Annotated in this window: 19 protein-coding genes; 9 read left to right on the top strand and 10 right to left on the bottom strand. The window is 70.8% G+C overall.

Annotated features, from left to right (window positions below):
* The first annotated feature begins 133 nt into the window (after nucleotides 1-133).
* From OG587_RS32825 to OG587_RS32805, 5 genes are read left to right on the top strand one after another with little or no spacing between them, the layout of a single operon-like run.
* Nucleotides 134-343: a hypothetical protein gene (locus OG587_RS32825; protein ID WP_329082196.1), complete on the top strand. Its 210-nt coding sequence runs from the start codon at nucleotides 134-136 to the stop codon at nucleotides 341-343.
* On the top strand, nucleotides 336-2,237 hold the full coding sequence (locus OG587_RS32820; protein WP_329082194.1) for a hypothetical protein: 1,902 nt from the start codon (nucleotides 336-338) through the stop codon (nucleotides 2,235-2,237). The genes OG587_RS32825 and OG587_RS32820 overlap by 8 nt, the downstream gene beginning before the upstream one ends.
* A 9-nt stretch (nucleotides 2,238-2,246) precedes the next feature.
* Nucleotides 2,247-2,972, top strand: coding sequence for a hypothetical protein (locus OG587_RS32815; RefSeq protein WP_329082192.1), 726 nt, complete (start codon nucleotides 2,247-2,249; stop codon nucleotides 2,970-2,972).
* Nucleotides 2,969-3,247, top strand: coding sequence for a helix-turn-helix domain-containing protein (locus OG587_RS32810; protein WP_329082191.1), 279 nt, complete (start codon nucleotides 2,969-2,971; stop codon nucleotides 3,245-3,247). Before OG587_RS32815 ends, OG587_RS32810 begins: the two co-directional genes overlap by 4 nt.
* Nucleotides 3,244-4,368 carry a hypothetical protein gene (locus tag OG587_RS32805; RefSeq protein WP_329082189.1) on the top strand — a complete coding sequence of 375 codons (1,125 nt, stop codon included), beginning with the start codon at nucleotides 3,244-3,246 and terminating at the stop codon, nucleotides 4,366-4,368. Before OG587_RS32810 ends, OG587_RS32805 begins: the two co-directional genes overlap by 4 nt.
* Nucleotides 4,369-4,548: 180 nt before the next feature.
* Here the strand turns inward: OG587_RS32805 and OG587_RS32800 are convergent, their stop codons facing one another.
* The 3 genes from OG587_RS32800 to OG587_RS32790 all read right to left on the bottom strand — a co-directional run bounded on the left by OG587_RS32800 (nucleotide 4,549) and on the right by OG587_RS32790 (nucleotide 6,900).
* Entirely contained in the window at nucleotides 4,549-5,010 is a 462-nt protein-coding gene (locus tag OG587_RS32800; protein ID WP_329082187.1) for an NUDIX hydrolase, read from the bottom strand.
* Nucleotides 5,011-5,221: 211 nt separating this feature from the next.
* Entirely contained in the window at nucleotides 5,222-6,031 is an 810-nt protein-coding gene (locus OG587_RS32795) for an inositol monophosphatase family protein (RefSeq protein ID WP_329082185.1), read from the bottom strand.
* Nucleotides 6,028-6,900, bottom strand: coding sequence for a DUF5919 domain-containing protein (locus tag OG587_RS32790; protein WP_329082183.1), 873 nt, complete (start codon nucleotides 6,898-6,900; stop codon nucleotides 6,028-6,030). The genes OG587_RS32795 and OG587_RS32790 overlap by 4 nt, the downstream gene beginning before the upstream one ends.
* 321 nt (nucleotides 6,901-7,221) lie before the next feature.
* On the opposite strand from OG587_RS32790, the gene OG587_RS32785 reads away from it, so the two are divergent.
* On the top strand, nucleotides 7,222-7,584 hold the full coding sequence (locus OG587_RS32785; protein WP_329082181.1) for a hypothetical protein: 363 nt from the start codon (nucleotides 7,222-7,224) through the stop codon (nucleotides 7,582-7,584).
* Nucleotides 7,571-7,930, top strand: a complete 360-nt coding sequence (locus OG587_RS32780) for a hypothetical protein (RefSeq protein WP_329082179.1) — start codon at nucleotides 7,571-7,573, stop codon at nucleotides 7,928-7,930. Before OG587_RS32785 ends, OG587_RS32780 begins: the two co-directional genes overlap by 14 nt.
* A gap of 109 nt (nucleotides 7,931-8,039) precedes the next feature.
* Here OG587_RS32780 and OG587_RS32775 read toward each other — a convergent pair whose 3' ends face one another.
* Nucleotides 8,040-9,053, bottom strand: a complete 1,014-nt coding sequence (locus OG587_RS32775; protein ID WP_329082177.1) for a LacI family DNA-binding transcriptional regulator — start codon at nucleotides 9,051-9,053, stop codon at nucleotides 8,040-8,042.
* 659 nt (nucleotides 9,054-9,712) lie between these two features.
* Here OG587_RS32775 and OG587_RS32770 point away from each other — a divergent pair.
* Nucleotides 9,713-11,248: a hypothetical protein gene (locus OG587_RS32770; RefSeq protein WP_329082176.1), complete on the top strand. Its 1,536-nt coding sequence runs from the start codon at nucleotides 9,713-9,715 to the stop codon at nucleotides 11,246-11,248.
* Nucleotides 11,249-11,279: 31 nt separating this feature from the next.
* On the opposite strand, the gene OG587_RS32765 is transcribed toward OG587_RS32770, so the two are convergent.
* Nucleotides 11,280-13,379 carry a tetratricopeptide repeat protein gene (locus OG587_RS32765; RefSeq protein ID WP_329082174.1) on the bottom strand — a complete coding sequence of 700 codons (2,100 nt, stop codon included), beginning with the start codon at nucleotides 13,377-13,379 and terminating at the stop codon, nucleotides 11,280-11,282.
* Nucleotides 13,380-13,658: 279 nt separating this feature from the next.
* Nucleotides 13,659-14,702, bottom strand: coding sequence for a YihY/virulence factor BrkB family protein (locus tag OG587_RS32760; protein ID WP_329082172.1), 1,044 nt, complete (start codon nucleotides 14,700-14,702; stop codon nucleotides 13,659-13,661).
* 137 nt (nucleotides 14,703-14,839) lie between these two features.
* On the opposite strand from OG587_RS32760, the gene OG587_RS32755 reads away from it, so the two are divergent.
* A complete protein-coding gene (locus OG587_RS32755; protein ID WP_329082170.1) occupies nucleotides 14,840-15,397 on the top strand; it encodes a ferritin-like domain-containing protein in 558 nt (185 codons plus the stop codon).
* A 262-nt stretch (nucleotides 15,398-15,659) separates the two neighbouring features.
* On the opposite strand, the gene OG587_RS32750 is transcribed toward OG587_RS32755, so the two are convergent.
* From OG587_RS32750 to OG587_RS32735, 4 genes are all read right to left on the bottom strand, one after another.
* Nucleotides 15,660-16,757 (bottom strand): cellulose binding domain-containing protein, encoded by a 1,098-nt coding sequence (locus tag OG587_RS32750; RefSeq protein WP_329082168.1) that lies wholly within the window; start codon nucleotides 16,755-16,757, stop codon nucleotides 15,660-15,662.
* Nucleotides 16,758-17,080: 323 nt separating this feature from the next.
* Nucleotides 17,081-18,181 (bottom strand): o-succinylbenzoate synthase, encoded by a 1,101-nt coding sequence (gene menC / locus OG587_RS32745; RefSeq protein WP_329082166.1) that lies wholly within the window; start codon nucleotides 18,179-18,181, stop codon nucleotides 17,081-17,083.
* Between the two features lie 156 nt (nucleotides 18,182-18,337).
* On the bottom strand, nucleotides 18,338-19,171 hold the full coding sequence (locus OG587_RS32740) for a GNAT family N-acetyltransferase (protein ID WP_329082165.1): 834 nt from the start codon (nucleotides 19,169-19,171) through the stop codon (nucleotides 18,338-18,340).
* Nucleotides 19,168-20,478 (bottom strand): M20/M25/M40 family metallo-hydrolase, encoded by a 1,311-nt coding sequence (locus OG587_RS32735; protein WP_329082163.1) that lies wholly within the window; start codon nucleotides 20,476-20,478, stop codon nucleotides 19,168-19,170. The genes OG587_RS32740 and OG587_RS32735 overlap by 4 nt, the downstream gene beginning before the upstream one ends.
* Between the last annotated feature and the right edge of the window lie 437 nt (nucleotides 20,479-20,915).

Here is a 20,915-nt window from a genome sequence, read left to right as displayed (position 1 = left end):
GACCCAGATCACATGTTCTGTGCACTCGCAGTGCTGAGGCCCGCTGGGCGCCGCCGGACACTCATGCCGACAGGAAAGAGCCGGGGCCACCAAGCGGCCCCGGCTCGGTCCCGAGCACATGGAGGTCATCCACATGAACGACTCGACCCTGCACGCCTTCCACCCCGGAGCCCGCCCCCGGCTCCACCGGCTTCGCGACGAGCGCGACACCGCTGTCCTCGCGGTCACCGCCCGCACTCCCGTGACCGCCCGGCGCGCCCTGGCCCCGTCGCCCTTCCCATGCCCGACGAGGATCCAGGCCGGAGGCCCGGCCGCGACCGGCCGGGGTGGCCGCGATGTCTGAGACTTCGCCCTCAGAACCCGTCAACCCGCTGCACTTCAACATCGCTGTGAACACCGGTCGCGTCGGTGGAAACCAGAGCGTGAGCAGCCACGTCCCTGCCGGTCCGGACCTCCGGAAGGGGAGGGGGTTGCGGGGCAGGCTGCCCGCGAGCCTGCTCGCGGACGCCGCCAAGGGGTTCGTCGCTCCCGAATGGATGGCGCGTGCGCGAAAGAGAAGCCGCGGCGGAATCGTACTCCTGGCAGGCGGACGTGGAACCGGTCGGCAGACGGCCGCGCTGAACCTGCTGTGTGGTGCGCACGGCACCGACGCCTCCGTTCATCACCTCGACGACGATCTTGACTTCGGCGCTTGGCGTCCGGCTCCCGGCGAGGCGAACGGATACCTGGTCGAAGGCACTCTCGGCGGTCTTGTCAGGAATCGCGCGGCCCTCACCTCGATCGGTTCCCGGCTGCTTGAGGCGGACGCCGTGATGGTCGTCATCCTCCCGGACGATCCCGAACTCGTGGCAGGGCTGGAGGACTCCCTCGGCATGGCACCGGTTCACTGCACACCGCCGGCCGCCGAGCGGATCTTCCACGCGCAGCTCGCCGTCGCCGTCCCCGGAGAGGAGGAGCGGCGACGACTGCTTCACGGGCTTCCCCCGGACTTGCTGCCGGAGCTCCTTCCTCCCGGTGCCTCCCCCCGCGACGCACTGGACGTGGTGGACGCGGTGATCGACGCCGGAGAGTCCTCTGGGGCCACGGACGCGCGCGCCGCACGCGTTCGAGGAACCCTGGCCGAACAGGCCGACCGTGAGGTCGCGGAGTTCCTGCCTGGCTGGCTGGACGACCCGCAGGCCCGGAACGCGCTCATCGCGGCGGCGGTTTTCTGCGGATCCAGCCCTCAGAGCATCGCGGAGCAGGCCGAACGCCTGGCGTCGAAGGTGGAGGGGGCGTCCGGTGGCCCCGGCGTCTCCGGCGTCTCCGGCCAAGGGGGACGGCGTTCCTTTTCCGCGCTGCTGCGCCCGGTCGGCGTCCGTACCGACAGGGTTCAGCGCCCCGGCCGGTCCCCGGTAACCCATATGGCCTTCGCTCGTTGTCAGTGGCCCGGAGCCATTCTGCGGAATGTGTGGCGCGGGCCACTGGCCGATCTCCTCGTTCCCTGGCTGTGGAGCATCGAGGGGTACGAGCTGATCGAGCGAGCAGGGTGGGCGCTCGCGCTGTCGGTTCCACCGGAGCGGGGAACCGGACGGCTGAACCGGATCCGGGCCTGCGCGACGTCCGGCGGGCCTTCTGGGCGTGCCGTAGCCGCCAAAGCGCTGCGGGTCCTGATGAACGACCCGGACTTTTCGCGAGAGACCGCGGGCCAGCTGGGAAGCTGGGCCTACGAGCGATCCTGGTCCCTACGCTGCGTCGCGGCCCTCACCTGCGGCGGCGGCTCCGAGATCGCTCCGCTCGGGTCGGCGTTGGCGCTGATGCGCAAACTCGTTCGGGGCGCAGAGGGGGAGCCTCACCGCTACGTCGACCGGGCCGTCGACGACGCGCTGCTCGACCTGTTCCACCGAGGCGACCGGCGTGTCGTGCTCCGGACGCTGCTCGCCTGGACGGAGTCCGAGGGCGCGGAGGCGGAATACGCGACCCGCATCCTGCCCAAGCTGCTTCGCCGTGATCTGGCCTGGTTCGGGGCGCAGACCACGGACGATGAGGTGTTCACCCTGACCGTCCGGCTGATCAGGCGGACACTGCGGGCTCGTGGGCCGGGCGGCGCCCTCCGCGACGCGGTCCTGCTCTGGCGGCGCGTCGCGGCCTGGGACCCGATCCATAAGGCGGCCGTCGACGCTGTGCTGTTCGCCGTCGGCGGCGACCGGCATCCCAGCGTCGGGAGGTTTCTCGACGCGATCAACCGACAAGGCTGAGGAGCACTCATGGCACTTAGTTCGTGGGGCGCACTGCTCCACACCATCGACAAGCGGATCGTCTCGGGCGGGCATCCCGGCCTGTCGGTCGACTCCGGCACCGGCCGCGTCCAACTGACCGCGGATCAGGCCCGGGACGCGGTACGCGGCGTCGGCGGCGACACATCGCTGCGTGACGCGGTCTGGCGGGAGGCGATCCTCGCGGCGCGGCGAGACGCGCCGGGGGACGAGACGGGGCGGCTGTTCGCCGTCTGGCTGGCGGAGCCCTGGATGCGTCGTGTCCTCTCCATGATCTCCACTCGGCTGCGGGTGAGTCACGAGGACCTCGAGGCCGAGATGGTCACCTCTTTTCTGGAGGGCCTGACGACCGCCGACGCCGAACTGCCCGGCGCGGGCGAGAGGCTCCTCAAGTACGCGGCCAGCAGAGCCTGGTCCGAGGCTCGGAGCGGCGCCCGGGAGATCGCTACGGAAGACCCCTCCGTATTCGTGCGGCCGGACGACCTGGACCTGTCCCCCCAGGACGGGTGGGAGCTGGAGATCAGTCCACCGGCCCGCGAGGGCGGACTCCCCGCCTCGATCCGCTTCACCGCCTCGCCCGCACAGGTCGAGGGCGAACGGCTCGGGACACTCGCCCATCGACTCGGGCTGATGGACATCGTCTACCGCGCGCGGCGGCCCGACGAGGGCCGTCCCATCGGAACCCTGTCACTGCGTCCCGTAGGGGCCGCCCGATGACCAGGACACCGCTGACCTTCGCCGAGGTGTTCGGCCTCCCGCTCGCCGTTGACCTGCGCACCGCCGCCAGGGCCCTCGGCATCTGTACCGCTACCGCCTACCGCCTGATCCGCGTCGGAAGCTTTCCCTGTCCCGTGGTCCGGGTCGGCAACCACTACCGCATCCCGACCGCGTTCCTGCTGAACACCCTCGGCATCGACCGGGTTCCGGTCTACATCGAAGACCTGGAGACGGGCGCCAGGTACGCCGCCCGAGAAATGGAGGAGACTCGATGACCATCATGGCCCCGCCCACCCTCGCGGAACCGCCGGAGGAGCCGGAGCGCGTCTGGACGTGCTTCGCCATCGGCCCGATCGGCGACGCTTTCGCACTTCCCGGCAGTCCGGAGCAGAAGATCTACGAGGACGCACTGGAAGTCTTCGAGCACGTCACCCTGGCCGCCTGCCGGAAGTCCGGCATCAACCCGGTTCGCGCGGATGACCTTCCCGGCTCGGGCGAGATCAACGAACAGATCTGTCGGAGCATCCGAGAAGCCGACATCGTCATCGCCGATCTCGGTGGTGGCAACGCGAACGTGATGTACGAACTCGGGTTACGCCACGCCACCGGGAAACCCACGATCCAGCTAGGCGAGCACAGCAAGCTCCCGTTCGACATCTCGACGATCAGGACCATCAGGTTCGTTCGCTCCAGGGGCGGCCTGATCAAGGCCCGCAAGGCCCTTGAGGACGCGCTGGAAGCAGGCATACGCGACGGGTTCGATGTTCTGACCCCGGCCAGGATCCTGCGGGGACAGGAAGTCGTCTCCGCGTCGGCTGATCCCGTCCTCGCGGAGGATGCCCAGGACGCCCCGGGCTTCCTTGACGAAATCGCCCTGATCGAAACCGAGATGGAGGCGATGACAGGAGATCTGGGGAACATCCTCACCTCTCTCGAAGCTATCGCTGCGCTCACCACCGCGTTCGGGCCGGATATGAAGCGGCTCTCCCGCGAAGGCGCTCCGATGAGCGTCCGTCTGGCCGTGATCGCCAGGTGCGCTGCGGCCATCAGCGATCCGGCCGATGACCTGGAGGCGAGCGCCACGCGGTTCGCCGAGCGGATGCAGGCGATCGACGGTGGCGTGCAGGGCATGCTGAGTATCATCGCCACCACCCCACGCGACAAGCGCTCGGAGGAGAACGTCGAGTTCCTCAACGGCTTGATCGAATTGGCCGCCATGGCCCACAGTAGCGCCGAGGAACTCAACGAGTTCGGTGCAATCGTCGACGGGGTCAGCGGTATGAGCCGTCAAATGCGGAAACCACTGGTGAAGATCTCCTCCGCGATCGGGAAAATGGTTTTCGTGACAGCCCGCATAAACGCGTGGGCGGAGACCGCCCGCTCTCTGCTGCAGTAACGCGTGAAACGACCTGGATCCGCATCGCCGAAAGGCGTCGCGGGTCCTTCGTCGTCAAGCCCCTCGGGAGCTGGATGATTCCGAGGGCGAGGGCAAGAGCGAGAGCGGGAGGCGTGACGATGGTGGCGCAGGTGAGGGGCCGTCGAGCAGATTCTGTAGCCACCGCACCTTGTCCGATGCTTACAAAAGGTCGGTCGTGTGGCTACGCCGGCCCAGGAGGCGGATGCCGTCGTGGTGGCGAATGGCCGGTGCCTGGTCGTTGCGCATGGCGTCGAGGACGCGGATGGCGAAGGCCTCGGATGCGAGTTCCTGGACCTCGTCCGCGGTGACCCAGCGGAACGCGCGGGCTTCGTCGGTTTCGGTGAGGTGGCCGCCGATGACCTTGCAGCGGAAGACGAGGGCGACGATGCCGCGGGGCATGTTCTTGTAGACGCCGGTCAGGGTGACGGGCTCGACGCGCAGGCCGGTCTCTTCGTGAATCTCTCGGAGCAGGCCGGTGGTGATGTCCTCGTCGCGTTCCAGGACTCCGCCGGGTGCTTCCCAGTGGTCGTTGTCTCTGCGCTGGGTGAGGAGTGCGAGGCCTTGGTCGTCGATGATCACGCCTGCCACGCTGACGGAGTACTGCGTGTTGTGGTGATCCATCGGATGTCCTCCGGGGCTGTTGATCGCTATTCTCAAGCTGCGGTACACGTATGTACGAGTTGAGGGGTTGGTCGTGGCCGAGCACGGACGTGGGGTCTTCGTCCCCTGACATCTGGCATGCTCTGGTTCGCCACTCTGAATTGTCAGACAGTCCTGGAACGAGCATCTGTGACGGGCGGCGCGGTCGCGCGTCAATTGGGACTGGACAGCGCTACGTTTGGGTGTTCTTGTCTGCCTTGGCGATGAGTTCGAGGAGGTCGGCGAGGAGCTTGGGGCCGGCGGCGATGGTGGCCCCGGAGCTCATGGTGTGCGGGCTGCCGTCCATGTCGACAACGGTGGCTCCGGCCTCGCGGGCGATGAGCACTCCCGCCGCGGTGTCCCACGGCTTGTTGCTGAGCATGACGATGGCGTCTGTCTTGCCCTCCGCCACCCAGACGAGGTCGACGGCGGCTGAGCCGAACATCCGGACGCGTTGCACGCGGGCGGCGAGTTCGTGGGTGAGTGCCAGGCGAAGGCGGTTCTTCCTCTCCGCGTCACCGCCCACGGCATAGTCGCCGATGGAGACCACGGCGGCGTGAAGGTCACTGGTCTGGCTCGCGCGAATCTCCCGTCCGTCCGCCTGTGCTCCGTCACCTTGCGCCGCGCTGTAGTGGGAGCCGAGGAACGGCAGGTCGATGACGCCGAGGGTTGGTATGTCCTTGTCGACCAGGCCGAGGGAGACGCCGCACAGCGGGATGCCGCGCAGGAAGTTGGCGGTTCCGTCGACCGGATCGAGTATCCACATGAGGCCGCCTTCGGCAGCGGTCGTGGACCCTTCCTCTTCGCCGAGGAACCCGATGTCGGGTGTCTCGCGGCTGAGGAAGTCACGGACCGCGTGCTCCACGGCGTAGTCCACTTCGGTGGCCATGTCGCGGTCGCCCTTGGCGGTGACGACTCCGGGAAGGCGAGTCTTCACGATCTCGCCGGCGATGGTGACGGCCTGCTCGGCGATCGGCAGGAGTGCGCGGGCGTCGACGGTCATACGGGGCTGCTCCGCTCCCACATCGAGGTGAACACCTGGTCGAAGACGGGAAACAGCCCGTCAGCGGCGGTGTTGTCGTTGATCACGATGGTAGGGGAGTCGACTCCGCGAGCCTGTGGGAGGTACGGCTGCACCACGCACGTGGTTCCGTCCACGATGAGAATGTTGAAACGAATCGTCTCGTCGTAGACCCGCAACTCAAGTAGAGAGGCCGCCTCTGGTGCGAGTTTTTCCTTGAGACGAGTCAACATGCTGATGTTGAGCGCGGTCAGCGTGGTGAGTGTGCCGTCTTTGTAGCCTTCCTCGTCCTCGCGGGCGCGGATCGCGTTTCCTTCGGGATCAAGGAAAAGGCATCGGATCGTGGTTCCGCTTTCGAGGAGTCGTTTGAGTCGGTGGTCGGGGTAGTTCTGGCAGAGCACGTTGAGTGACAGCCCGGCGGCGTTGATCTCTCTGGCGGTGTCGAACAGAGCCGAAGGCGAATAGGCGGAGGCGAACGCCGACCGGCTGCTGAACACAGCCGTCACATCGGCCAGCTGGGGAGTAGGAGAGGTTTCGGCGATGCGGTCCGCGCTCTTCGATGGTTCAACGTCGATCCTGGACGCGAGGACTTCACCCTTTCCCGGGGAGAACAGCTCTTCGGCGGATCGGCCGGGGAACATCGTCTCCAGAACCCGGCAGTGATCAGAGTACGGCAGACCTTTGAGCTCTCCGGAGAGCCAACGATGAAGCTGAGCACGACTCGGCCATTTTCCCTGCAAGGTTGAATCTATCAATCCAGCCGCTTTGTCGTATTCCTTGCAAAATATTCTATATGTCTGCCAATGGCGCTGCTGCAAAAGCGTCTTCAGGAGAATCTGTCGATCGGCCATGATCAACACCTTGGGTAGGAGGGCTTAGCCATGCCAGGTTATCCATGGATGCGAAGCGAGAGGAGACATAGAAGAGACAAAGGGAAACGCGATGAATACAGATGACGCATGAACGCTGTCGAGACGTGACATGGTTTCGCGAAACCCTCGCGTCATGGCTGAGCAGCGCATTTCATATGACGGACGGCGTTGGAAGCATGTGAACCCTCCGCGTGGGCCGCTCGCCGCCTCATGTGAAGGCGCGTCTCTGTTCCGGGTGAGTGATGACCGCTCGATGTGCTGGGGAAGGTGTTCCTCTGGTGTGGCACGGGGGTGGCGACCGTGAGGGAGTCGTCCGAATCGTTCGGGCCGGTGGTTCCCACGGGGACGACCGCGCTGGAGACGGCGGAGTCGCTTCGGCGCGAACTCGCCGTTCGGCAGATCACCGGCGATGTTCACGGCGGGTACGGGCTGGCGTTGGTGTCGGTCTGGGTGGGGCTGGTCGTCTGGTGTGACGGGGAGCGGTTCTGGTGGCGTACCGGGTGGAGTCTTCAGCGCGGCCGCTTCGTCTACGCCTGGCATCCGGCCGGTGATCCCGAGCGGGCCGCAGGCCGGATCGCGGCGGTTCACGCGGAACTACAGGAGCGGCACATGCCGCCCTGGCTGGTCCCGGAGGTCGCGGAGATGGATCATGGGCCGCGCTGAGGGGCGGGCGTCGCCGTACGCCAAGCCGATGAGCTACGGGGCGGGGTTCACCGTGCTGCCCTTGTCTGAGGAGTGTGTCAGCCCGTGGCACGTCTCCATGCCTCAGCGAGATCATGCGCGGCTGGAGTGGCGGGCGCCGGACGACGTCCTGGGGCGGGCGCGTCCGGAGGCGTGGACGTGTGCGTGCCGGGCCACGTTCTACGAGTTGCGCGTCGGCGCCGGGCAGGGGTTCATCCGGCGGACCCTCCAGGATGAGGACGGTCACCGGGTTCACGAGACCCGGTTGTGGCGGATCACCGAGGCTCGGGCCGTCTGGTCGGCACTGCTGGCCGGGCAGGCCCGGTAGACGAGTGTGACAGTACGGCCGTCCGGTGCGGAGGGCGCCGCGAAAGCCGTACCGTCACACTCCTCACCCGAGGGGGGTCGTTCCGGATTCGTGCAGTGCCCTCGGTGTGTCAGCCGGCCGGGGGAGCGGAGCTCTCGCGGACGACGAGGTCGGTGGAGAGCTCGACCCGGCGGGGCTCGGGGGACTCGCCGCGGGAGATGCCCAGGGCCATGCGGGTGGCGAGGAAGGCCATCTCCTCCAGGGGTTGGCGGACCGTGGTGAGCGGCGGCCAGGCGGACCTGGACAGGGGAAGGTCGTCGAAGCCGACGACGCTCAAATCGTCGGGGACACGCAGCCCGCGCTGCCTGGCCACCTCGAAGACGCCGAAGGCCTGCAGGTCGCTGCCGGCGAAGATGGCGGTGGGCGGGTCGGGCAGCGATAGCAGGGTGTGGCCGTGGTCGTGGCCGGAGCCGACGAGGAAGTCGCCGTGCAGGATCAGCGCGGGGTCGACCTCGACCCCCGCCGTCTCCAGCGCGGCCCGGTAACCGTCTATGCGGGCGCGGCTGCACAGCACGTCGGGCGGACCGCCGATCATGCCGATCCGGCGGTGGCCGAGCTCCAGGAGGTGCCGGGTGGCGGTCAGGCCACCCTGCCAGTTGGTCGCGCCCACCGAGGCCACGCCGGGGGCCGGCTCGCCCTCGGGGTCGACGACCACGAAGGGGATCGAGCGAGAGTTGAGCCGGTCGTACCGCTGTGCCGAGAGGCGGGAGCCGACGATGATCACACCGTCGGTGCGGCGGGCGGCCAGCCGGTCGAGCCAGTCGCGGCCGGGCCCCGCGCGGGTGTGCAGGACGGAGATCACGATGCTGGCCTCGGCCTCCGCGGCCGCCTTCTCCGCCCCGCGGACGAGCTCCATCGCCCACGGGCTCTCCAGCTCGGCGAAGATCAGGTCGATCAGGCCCGCCGGACCGTCGGCGCCGGGCGTGCGCCGGATGTAACCGTGCTCGCGGAGAAGTCGCTCGACCCGCTTGCGGGTCTCCGGCGACACCTCGGACCTGCCGTTGATCACCTTGGAGACCGTGGGGGCGGAGACGCCCGCCTCCTCGGCGATGCGGGCGATCGTCACCCGGGGCTTACCTGGCATGCCCGGCAGCATATCCGAAACCTTTCGGAGTGTGGCCGGTGGCCTGGGAATATGCCTTCCTCCTTCCCCTGGGAGTTCTCGCACGCCACGCCGTCCGCGCTTGAGCCTTCTCTTCGTATCCCGGATGGAAAATTTTTGTGATCGACGGAAATGTTCACCGGCTCGCGCCGCGGGTGTGAGCCCGCGAGAGGGAGAACGCCCGACCGGGTGAGGAAAGGTCGTGCCGGTTCGTATAGCTCTGGCAATATGGAGCAACGACCTGAGCTTTACATGGATGCATGGGAGCCGCGGTGAGCGACGACTTCGACGTGGAGGAGACGGGCCCGCCGGCCGAGGCGCACGCGTCCCCGGAGCCCGGCCTCTCTCACCGTGACCCGATGGGGAACCCGCACCGCCCCGCGCACCGCACGCATGCGCGGTCCTCCCGTACGGACCCTTCGCCCGAGCCCGGAGGCGGAGACCGGGTCCGGGCCGCCCGGGGCGCGCGACCGGACCGGGCCCCGAATCGGGGCTGCCGTGAACGTTCCGGAGGGCTCCGGGAGAACGATGCTCGGCACCGGTCCGTCCATTCTCCCCTTCACGGACAGTTCTTTACTTGCCACAAGGATGAGAGGATTCTATTTATATAGTTTCATACAGGCTCGGAAGGGAGATCCGGCATGGCTGGGGATGAGGTCACGCGGTTGCGTGCCCTGCGGGCGGAGGTGGCCGGCACCTATGGCGAGGCCGGGTGGCGCCAGGCTCTCACCCAGGCGATCCTGCGCCGATGCACGGACGAGGACGCCCCGGGCACCGCGAACCGGGCGGATCTCGACGAGGCGGCCGAACACGCGGGCTGGCTCCTCGCCCACGACTGCGACCAGTGGTCCTTCGCCCTGGTGGGACGGGTGCACGAGATCCGCTGGGAGGAGCTCGGGGACCCCGCCGATCGCGACGTCGCCATCACCATGCTCACCGAGGCGGACGACCTCCGAGGGGAGAACACCTGGTTCAGCGCCGCCGACCACGAGGCCCTCGCCGAGCTGCTGCTGAGCCGCCACGCCGACCGGGGCGTGCCGTACGACCTGGACCTGGCGGTCGACAGGCTCAGGGCGGCCCTGCGCGAGTGCGACGACGGGTGGTCGGCCCTCTACCTGCGCTACCGGCTGGGCACCACGCTGGCCCTGCGCGTCACCCGCCCGGGTGCGGGCCGCGCGGATCTCGGCGAGGCCGTCGCCCTGCTCGAGGAGGTGCTCCCCGACCTGCCGGAGGGCGACCCGGCCACGCACCAGGTGACGTTCGCCCTGGGCGGGCTCCTGCGGAGCAGGGGACTCGCCAACGGCAGCGCCGCCGACCTGGAGCGGGCGGCGGGGCACTTCGGACTGTTCCTGGAGGCCACTCCCGACGACGACCCGCTCTGGCCGAGGGCGGCGCACGACCTGGCCAGCACGCTCACCCACCTCGGTGAGACGTCGGGCGATCCCGCGCCGCTGGGCCGGGGCATGAGCCTCCTGGCCAGGATCCACGCCACCGCCGACAGGAAGGCCGCCGTCGGAGCCGCCTGGGATCTCGCCCTCGCGCTGGCGACGCGCTCGGAGACCCCCGGCGGGTCGCCGGCCGACCTCGACGCGGCCGTCGAGTGGACCCGCCGCGTGCTCGGCGAGCCAGGTCTCGCCGAGCGCAGGGAGAGCCCCACCGTGGCCGGCTGCCACTCCTACCTGGCCGTCCTGCTCATCGTGCGGAGCCGGACCGGCCTCACGGCCGACCTCGGCGACGAGGGCGCGCTGCTCGCCCTCCGCCTCCGCCGGCGGCTCCCCCCGAGAGGGCAGGACGACCTGGACGCCGCGCTCCGGCACCTGGAGGTGGCCGTCGCGCTCGATCCCGGCGACGCCGGATCCGCCATCCTGCTCGGCCTGGTGCGGCTGGCGGGTGCCGCCGGACCGGCCGAGCGCGCGGCCGGTCTCCTGGAGCGCGCCGCCACCCGGCTGGCATCCGGCGATCCCGTGCGGTCCCGCCTCGGCGGGCTGGCCGTCCTGCTCCGCTCGGAACCCGTCCCCGAGGCCCGGCCGGGACACGACAGCCTCGTCGAGCACCTCGCCAGGGCCGCCGCCGACCTCGACACCGGTCACCCGTTCCGCCCCGCCGTGCTCGCCGCCCTGGAAAGCGAGTCCGCCGTACGGGGCCGCGTGGAGCTCGTCGCGGACAACCGCGACTGAGAGGCCTCCGGACGGGCCGAAGACGACACGGTCAGTCGTCCTCCCAGAGGCGGTCCTCCGGGGTGCTCGACGGGGACTCGCCCACCCGCGTGGCCACCGATCGCGCCTCGGCCAGCAGCGGGTGCCCGTCGCCCAGGGGCGGGCGGCCGTGGGCCAGCGGGCGGCGGTCGAGCAGTGGCGCCAGCAGGGGCGCCACCTCCTCCACCCTGCCCGAGCTCATCCGGCACAGCGCGAGGTTCAGCCGCCCGGCGAGGACCAGCGGGTGGGAGGTGTCCAGCACGTCCTCGCCCATGGCGACGAGTGCCGCGCTCGCGGCCTCCGCCTCGCCCTCCTGCCCGAGGGCGTACGCGGCACGGGCGGTCAGCAGCAGCCGCTCCGCCTGGCCGGGGAAGTCGTCGTCCATGCCGCGCTCGTCCTTCGCGAGGGACGCGAGCACCCGCGCCGCGCCGGCCGCGTCGCCGAGGGCCAGTTGCGCGACGGCCTGGGCACGCCGCACCGGCCGCTCGGCGGGGAGCGTACGCAGGACGGCGAGCGCCTGGGTGGGGTCGCCTGACGCGGTGAGCGCCGTCGCGCGGACCAGCGTCGCCTCGGCGCCCAGCCGGGGCGACACCTCCCGCGCGAACCACTCCGTGGTGACGGCGGTCCCGGTGAGCAGCCGCACCGCCTGCGCGGGGAATCCCGCGGTCAGCTCGATCTCCGCCAGGCGCACCGTGTCGTACTGGGGCCAGTAGCCCTCGGGCGGCAGGTGCTGCGTCCGCAGCCGGAGCGCCTCGGTCAGATGGTGGCGCGCCTGCGCGGGCTGGCCCGCCGCGAGCAGCGCCTCGGCGAGGGTCACTCTGGCCGAGGCGGTGTTGACGTTGTCGGGACCGAGGCGCTGCTCGCGGTCGGCCAGCGTCGCCTCGGCCACGGTCACGCCGGTGACGATCCGGCCCGCGCGGGAGGCGGCCCTGGCCATCGCCTGCTGGGTGAGCGTGAACCGCCGCCACGCCGGGGCGACCCCGGTGGCGGGTACGCCCTTGGTCCGCTGCTCGCTCACCTTCCGCAGCTCGCGCAGGCCCTCGCCGGGACGATCGGCCTCCACCAGCACCTCGGCGAGGTTGTGCCGGGCCCGCGCGCTGAGCGACGTCACGTCAGAGGAGGCGGGAAGCTCGCCCGCCACCCGCAGCGACCGCTCGAAGCAGGACCTCGCGCCCGGCAGGTCCCCCAGGCGCAGCAGGGCGAGGCCCTGCCTGCTGGTCACGTCGCACAGGGTCCGCGGGTCGGACTCACCGGCCGCCAGCAGGCCCGCGAGCTCGCCGCCGACCTCCGCCGCCCGCGCCAGCAGGGGACTGCTGTCGAGCAGGACCTGCAGGACCACCTCCAGGGCGCGAACCCTGGCACGGCCGCCGGAGCCCATCCGCTCGGTGAGCTCGGCGGTCCGTTCGGCGGTGTGCAGCCGCTCGGCCCACTCCCCGGCCAGCGGGAACAGGTCGCGGGCGAGCCAGTGCGCGCAGAGCGCGGCCGCCTGGCGGTCCGCCGGCCCCTCGGGGTCGTCGGCCATCGACCGGAAGGCCAGCTCCGACAGGCGCTCGGCGCTCGCCGCGGCCCACCCCGCGGACGGGACGCCGACCGTCAGCGCGGCGAGTTCCAGCCGGGGCTCCAGGTAGCGTGCGTACGCGGTGACGCGGCCCTCCCACCCCGTGGCGGCCGTGGCGCCGTAGACCTCCGTCGTCTCCCACACCGGCTGGGTCTGCCCGGCCGACGGGCGCTTCTCGGAGGTGGAGATGTCGCCGATGCCCAGGCGCACCTGGGCCAGCATGAAACGCTCCACCTGGTGGAAGCGCGCCACCCTGCGCAGTGCCGCCGTGACCAGGCGCTGGGCGTCGAGCAGTGAGCGCGGCGGCTCCGGCGCGCCGTCGCCGGAGGTGAACTCGTCGAAGGCATGCTTGACCGCCAGGGCCACCAGCACGCGCCGGCTCCTGACCTCGTTGTACAGCCAGACGGCGCTGCGGCCCCTGTCACCCTCGGTGCCCCGCGGCAGCCGCACCCGCTCCGCGACGTCCTCGGCCCTCACCTGGTGGTAGTCGCCGCCCCGGAAGGCGTCGGCCGATGCCGCCGCGATGGCCGCGAGCCTGCGTTCCTGTGCCGACACCCTTGCACCCCCTTCGGATCCGCACATGAATATATCTCACTATGGTTCGGAGGACTCTGGGTTGATGAGTTGACTATCGCAACGGATGTCCCGATGTCGCCCGGGCATCGCCGGATCGCGACAGGGACGCCGGACGGACGCGCCGGTTCGCCGGTGTCAGGAGCCCGGCGAGCGCCAGAGGTGATCACACGTGAGATCGACATCGTACGGCGCCCCGGACGAGGACGAGGGCGGACGAGGCGGCGGAGCCGGCGGTCGTCGCGCCGAGGATCGCGTCACCTACGGGCGCCGCCCGCTCCTGGAGCCCCACCGGCGCCCGCGCACGGCCTCCACGAGCGTCCTGGCGACCGCGATGGTCGCCGTACCCGCCGCTCCGACCAGGGGTTCCCGCTCCTCGGCGGCCGTGGGGCCGGGATCGGGGTGGGCGGGTCCGGCCCGGCCCGCGCGGACGGCCTCCAGTTGCGCGGCGAACGCGAGCCCCAGGAAGAGGGCGATCGAGCTGAGAAACGACCACAGCAGCAGCGCCATGACGGCCGTGAGCGGTCCGTACGTGGCGCCGAAGGTGCCGCTGCTCTCGGTGTAGAAGGCCAGCAGGAGGGTGAAGACCGTCCACAGGACGAGCGAGACCAGGGCCCCGAACGCCAGCCAGGTGTGACCGGGCTGCCTCCTGTGCGGCGCGGCGCGGAACAGCACCGAGGTCGACAGCAGCGCGAGGAGGAAACCGAGCGGCCAGCGCACCAGGTTGAACGCCTCCACGGTCGCGTCGTTCCAGTCGTAGACCTGAGCCAGTGCCCTGCCGATGGCGCCGCCGCCGACCATCACCACGAAACCGGCGGTCATGAAGGCGCCGGCCGTCAGCGCCATCAGCAGGGCTCTGCCGTACTTGCGGAGGAAGGGCCGGTCCCGCTCGACGCCGTAGATGCGGTTCGCCCCGCGCTCCACCTGGGCCATGGCGCTGGTCAGCGAGAACACGGCGGTGGCGAGGCCGAGCCAGAGCGCGAGGGCGCCCCCGGTACGGCCCGCCTGCCGGTGGCTGTCGGAGAGCACGGCCTTGACCGCGTCCACCCCCGCCCCCGGCGCGAGCCGGCTCAGGACCAGCTCCAGCACCTCGCCGAGATGCTCCTGGTTGATCACCGAGCTCAGCCCGACCAGCGCGATGGCGCCGGGGATGATCGACAGGCAGATCTGGAAGGCCAGGGCCCTGGAGTTGGTCAGGCCCTCGCCGTACCTGAACCTGGTGACGGAGTCGCGGACCAGGTGCCAGCGGCCGTATTCGCGCAGCGCGGCCCAGGCGTGGTCGGCGGAGAGCTCTTCACCGTTCATGGTCCGCGTCTGCGGGACCTTCGTCGCTGTTCCCATCTCGGACGGCCCGCTACCCCGAAAGTCACGTCACGAACAAAACGCCGCCGACTGTGGCCGACGACACTGGATAACCGGCCGATTCTGGGTAGGGCGGGCTCATGGCTGAATTCCTGACAGATATCAAAGAGCTTCGGGCGCGGGCGCGTCAGGAGATCGACAAGGGTCCCATCACGTCGGCCTACGGCGCGGACCTGCCCCGGGTGATCCAGGTGTGCAACGAGGCCCTGGCGACCGAGCTGGTCTGCGTGCTCCGTTACAAACGGCACTATTACACCGCCTCGGGCATCCACGCCGGGGTGGTGGCCGCGGAGTTCCTGGAGCACGCCGCCGAGGAGCAGGAGCACGCCGACCGTCTCGCCCAGCGCATCGTGCAGCTCGGTGGCGAGCCGGACTTCAACCCCGAGACGCTGGCCGCGCGCTCGCACGCCGAGTACGACGACAGCCTCGACCTGGTCGAGATGGTCAAGGAGGACCTGGTCGCGGAGCGGATCGCGATCGCCTCCTACACGGAGATCGTCAACTGGCTCGGCAACGACGACGTGACCACCAGGCGTATCTTCGAGGACCTGCTGGCCCAGGAAGAGGAGCACGCCGACGATCTGAAGAGCCTGCTGGAGAGACTTCCCGGCGCCCTGAACGGCGGCCAGGACTCGTAGGGCCGGGACCGGGCGGGCAGGCGTCGGCCGTCCGGCGCCGGACGGCCGGGACCCGCTTCGAAGGGGCGGCGCTGAGCGTCCGGTGGCCGGGACCCGCTTCGAAGAGGGAGTGTTGAGCGTCCGGTTTCGGGTGGCCGGGACCCGCTTCGAAGGGGCGGTGCTGAGTGTCGGGTGGCCGGGATCCGCTTCGAAGGGGCGCGACCGAGCGGTCGCGGCCGGGGTTCGGACGGCGGAGATCCCGGCCGCGCGACGGTCCGGCCGGTCAGCCGGTCGTGCAGGACACCTCGGGGGCCGGGGAGCCCGTCCCCGAGGCGATGAAACCGAAGGTCGCGGTCGCGCCGGGAGCCAGGGAGCCGTTCCAGGCGGCGTTCCGCGCCGAGACCGCGGTTCCCGACTGGGTCACCGTCGCGTTCCACGCCTGGCTGATCTGCCGCCCGGCGAACGTCCAGTTCGTCGTCCAGCCGGTGACGGCCACCGGGCCGGTGTTCCTGACGGTCACCTCGCCCTGGAAGCCGCCCGACCACTGGTTGGCCGTCCGGTAGGCGGCCGTGCAACCGCCGCCCGCGGTGGGCGTGACGGTCGGCGTCGGGGTGGGGGTGATCGTCGGGGTCGGAGTGGTGGTCGGTCCGGAGCCGAGCAGGGCCACAAGTGCGGGGAACCACCGGTTGGCGATCTTTTGGTCGCCCGACGCGTTGGGGTGCACCCCGTCGTAGGTGTCGGACGCGGTGCTGAAGCCCGTCCACTGGTCCACCACGACCACCGGTGACCGAGCGGTGGTCTTGCCCGCGGCCCAGCCGGGAATCGCCGAGTTGAGCGCGGAGACCCGCTGCGCGCACTCACCGCACGTGCTGGGGTTCATCGGGATGATCTGGGCGACGATGACCTTCGTGTCGGGGTTGCTCGCCCGCATCTGGTCCACCAGCTTGCCGTACGCGGACAGGATGGTGGCGGTCGGGCGGTTGCTCCAGGCGTCGTTGGTGCCGAAGTGCATCATCACGATGTCGGGCCTGGCCGCCGAGAGCCAGCCGGGGAGCTGGTTCTGGTCGGCGACGCTGGTGACCAGCGCCCCGCCGTGCCCCTCGTTGTCCCCGTCGTGCGCGACGCCGCAACCCTGCGGCGGCAGGGTGCCGACGAAGTCGATGCCGGTGTGGCCCGCGTTCACGAGGCGGTTCCACAGGAGGGCACGCCAGCATCCGGGAGAGCCGGTGATGGAGTCCCCGAGTGCCATGATCCTGGTGGCCGCCGCCCGCGCGGGGACCGCGGTGCCCGCCAGGAGGAGTCCCAGGGTCACGACCGCGGCCGTCGCGGCCGCCAGAACCATCGGAATCGCGCCGCTTCCGCGTGCCGTCCTTCGCATCATCCGCTCCCGCCTCGGTGGGGGCCGATGCTAGGCGCCCCGGATGGAGGCGGGAAGTCACCCGCCGACCGGGGAGGGCCTGACCTGCGCGACCGTCACCGGCGGGGGTGTAACTTTCAACCCGCCCCCGATCCCGGGGCCTTCCTGGGTGTGGTGTTGTCCGCGGGCCGGGTGGTCGAGGAACTGCCGGTCGAAAGGCTCGCCTCCGGCGCCGCGCACCTCTCCATCCACGCGCGTGTCGGCTCGCCGCCCGGCACGGAGATCGGCAGGTCCCTGCCGCCGGTGAGCTCCCTCGGCCGCCGAGGTGGGCGGGTCCGGCTCCGGGGTCAGAGGGTGATCCATTCGGTGGAGGTGGTGAGTTCGTCGAGGATGGCGGGGATGGGGTCGACGCCGATGCCGGGTTCGGCGGGGACGGCGAGGTGGCCGTCCTGGAGTTCGAAGGGCGGGGTGAGGTCGGTGGCGTAGAAGCGGCGGGAGGCGGAGGTGTCGCCGGGCAGGGTGAAGCCGGGCAGGGCGGCGAGGGCGAGGTTGGCGGCGCGGCCGATCCCGGTCTCCAGCATGCCGCCGCACCAGACGGCGAGGCCGTGGGCCTGGGCGAGGTCGTGGATGCGTCTGGCTTCGAGGTAGCCGCCGACGCGGCCGGGTTTGATGTTGATGATGGAGCAGGCGCCCAGGGTGATGGCGGCGGCGGCGTGCTGGGCGGATTCGATGGATTCGTCGAGGCAGATGGGGGTGGTGATCTTCTTGGCGAGCTGGGCGTGCTGGACGAGGTCGTCGTGGGCGAGGGGTTGTTCGATGAGCAGGAGGTCGAGGGGGTCGAGTTTGGCGAGGTGGGGGGCGTCGGCGAGGGTGTAGGCGGCGTTGGCGTCGACCTGGAGCAGGAGGTCGGGGCCGAAGTGCTCGCGGACGGCACGGGTGGGGGCGATGTCCCAGCCGGGGGCGATTTTGAGTTTGATGCGCCGGTAACCCTCGTGGAGGTAGCCGGTGACGGTGTCGAGGAGTTCGGGAATGGTGGTCATGATGCCGATGGAGACGCCGGCGGGGACGCGGTCGGTGGTGGCGCCGAGGTAGGTGGCCAGGGATTGGCCGCCGGTGCGTAGCTGGGCGTCGAGGATGGCGGTTTCGAGGGCGGCCTTGGCCATGCGGTGGCCTTTGAAGGGGTGCAGGGCCTGGTTGGTGGTGTGGGCGTCGGTGTGGGGCGGCAGGGCGGGGATGAGAAAGCGTCGCAGGACGTCCGCGGCGGCGTCGACGTATTCGGGGGAGTAGAGGGGGTCGGACATGGCCACGCATTCGGCCCAGCCCTCGGCGTCGGGGGTGACGACGCGCAGCAGCAGGACGTCGCGTTGGGTCTGGGTGCCGAAGGAGGTGCGGAAGGGGGCGACCAGCGGCATCGCCACCCGCCGCAACTCGATACCAGTGATCTTCATGATGGTCCGCGGCCCGCGCCGCGTCTCCCTTCGAGATGGTTTTGTCGTCGTGGTCATCGCTGCCGTCCGGACGGCAGCGGCTCGGGCCGCGCGGTTCGGTGAGCCGGGCACGCGCTCACGCGGGTCCCGCGTTCGCGGCCCTGCCCCGGAGGCGTGTCACGGTGGTCGTTCCACGACGTAGCAGGACCTGTCGTGGAAGCCGGTGACGCGGGCGCCGTCCCGCAGGAGGTCGCCCAGCACCTCGCGTACGGCCACCCGCCACTCCCCGGCCGCCCGCGGCTCTGTGCGCCGCAGCGCCTCGACGTCCCGGGGCACGGCGACCAGCACCGTTCCCGCGCTGGCCGCGTCGGCCGGGCCTCGCACCGGCCTGCCGTCCCGCTCGCGCAGCCCGGCCACCGCGTCCGCCGGGATCACCGGACGGTGCGGCTCGCCCCGGACGGCGGCCAGGACGTGCGGCGCGGTCAGCCGCCAGACGGCCAGCACCCGGTCCGACTCGTCCCCGGCGTTGATCTCGTCGCTCATCGTGCCGTAGAAGGACGGCAGGTACTCCTCCGGGCGGGCCCCCAGCCTGGCGAGGTTGAAGTGCGCGTTGCGCCGCACCAGCGGATCGTAGGTCCAGGTGATCCGCTCCAGCCCTCGCTCCAGCGCCCACGCCCGCTGGTGCGTCTTCAGCGCGAACCCGGCTCCGTGCCCGGCCAGGGCGCCGGTGATGTGGGAGTGCAGCACCCATTCCGCGCCGGCCGTCCCCAGGAAGCCGACCGACGCGCCGACGATCCGATCACACCGGTAGGCCCCGGCCACGTAGTTGCCCGCGTGCGACAGCGCCCGCATCAGTTCCACCGTGACGGGCGCGCCGCTGGGGCTGAAGTGCCAGATGCCGTCGAAGAGGCGGAAGACGTCCTCGAACTCCTCGATGGAGCGCAGCTCGCGCAACACCAGGCCGTTCACCCGGGCGTCCCCCTGGTTCGCCGGTGACACCACGCCGCTCACGCGAGCACCGCCCTGATCAGGCCCGCCAGCAGTGCCGCGCGGCCGGGCATCTCGGCCACGACGACGTGCTCGTCGTCGGCGTGGGCGCCGCCGCCCACCGCGCCGAGCCCGTCAAGGGTGGGGCAGCCGGCCCCGGCGGTGAAGTTGCCGTCGGAGGCTCCGCCCACGCCGACACCGGTGAGGGGGGCGAGTCCCAGGTCGGCGGCGACCTTTCGGGCGAGCGCGAACAGGGCGGCCGACGAGGCGTGTTCCAGGGGAGGGCGGTTCGGGCCTCCGGTGATCTCAAGGCGGGTCCCGGCGATCCGGGGGGAGAGCGCCCGCATCAGCTCGTCCACCCGTCTTTGCGCGGCGAGGGTGGGCACGCGGGCGTCCACCGACAGGCGGGCCAGCGCGGGCACGGTGTTGGCCGTGGTCCCGGCCGACAGCACGGTGGGCGTGACGGTGACCGGTCCGAGGAGCTCCGGCGCCCCCTGGCCGCCGTCCGTCCGGTGCCGGTGGGTCTGGCCGTTGCCCGTCTGGTCGCTGTCCGCCTGGCCGTCGCTCGCCTGACCGCCGCCGACCCGGCGTCCGTGGGCCTGGCCGCTGCCCGTCTGGTCGCCGTCCGCCCGGCTGTCGTTCGCCTGGCCGTCGGCCCGGTGATCGGGCGTCTGGTGGCTGTCCGCCCGGCCGTTGTTCACCCGGTCGGCGATGCCGGTGACGGCGAGGATCTGGTGGGCCAGCTCGACCCCGGCGTTCGCGCCCCTGCCGGGGGCGAGCCCCGCGTGCGAGCCACGGCCGTGCACCACGACCTCGTACATCGACGTGCCCTTGCGCGCGATCTTGAGCGCGCCGCCCTCGGCGCTCGCCTCCAGGACGAACGCGGCCGCGCAGCCGCGTGCCGACTCCTCGACCAGCGCGCGCGAGGTCGGAGACCCGACCTCCTCGTCTCCGGTGACCAGCACGCACACCCCGTCCGGTGACGGCAGCGCGGCCAGCGCGTGGAACATCTGGACCAGCCCGGCCTTCATGTCGAATACCCCGGGTCCCCGGGCGATCCCGTCGGCGACCGACCAGGGGCGGGCCAGGAGGGAGCCGATCGGCCAGACCGTGTCGTGGTGGCCGAGCAGCAGCACCCTGGGCGTGCCGAAGGTCCACCGCAGGTGGGTTACCCCGCCGATCACGATCGTCTCGGCCCTGACGCCGAGCCTGCGGTGCCCCTGGTCGGCGACCACCCGCGCGCTGCGGGCCACCGCCCGGTGGTCGGCGGAGAACGACTCGCACACGACCAGCTCTCGCAGGTCCTCAAGCATGACGTCCAGGTTCACCATGGTCGCCTTTCCGCCGATCCGTTGTCACCGCGACCATATGACAGGCCGGGGCGCCGGAATTCGTCTGGTTCACCTAATAGCGGCCGGGTTCTTCGTGTGTCTGGCCAAGGGCGCCCCGTCCCCGGTCTCCCTGTTCCCGACCTGTCTGTCCCCAGCCTGCCCTGCCCCGCCGTCCCTCCCGCGGTCCGGTAAAGATCGTCAACCTCCGCCGTCCGGTCGGAATTCCCGGCCCGTACGCCCGGCCGGGCGCGTCCGCTTCGCCGTCCGGCCCGGATCGCCCGCTCCGCACGGGGCTCGCGGTGATCGGCTCGGGGCGGCGCCGGGGGCGGGCGGTCGGTGAAGGAAAGCTACAGGGAGTATCACGGGAGTGGAGATAATTGACGCGGATGGCGGGTCGAACGTATTGTCCGGACAACGCCTACACCCCGGTACTGGTG

Origin of the sequence: Streptosporangium sp. NBC_01469 (assembly GCF_036227305.1) — a bacterium.
In the GTDB taxonomy this organism is placed as follows: Bacteria; Actinomycetota; Actinomycetes; order Streptosporangiales; family Streptosporangiaceae; genus Streptosporangium.
The sequence above is the reverse complement of the archived record's forward strand: the minus strand, read 5'-3'. Positions and strand labels throughout refer to the sequence as shown.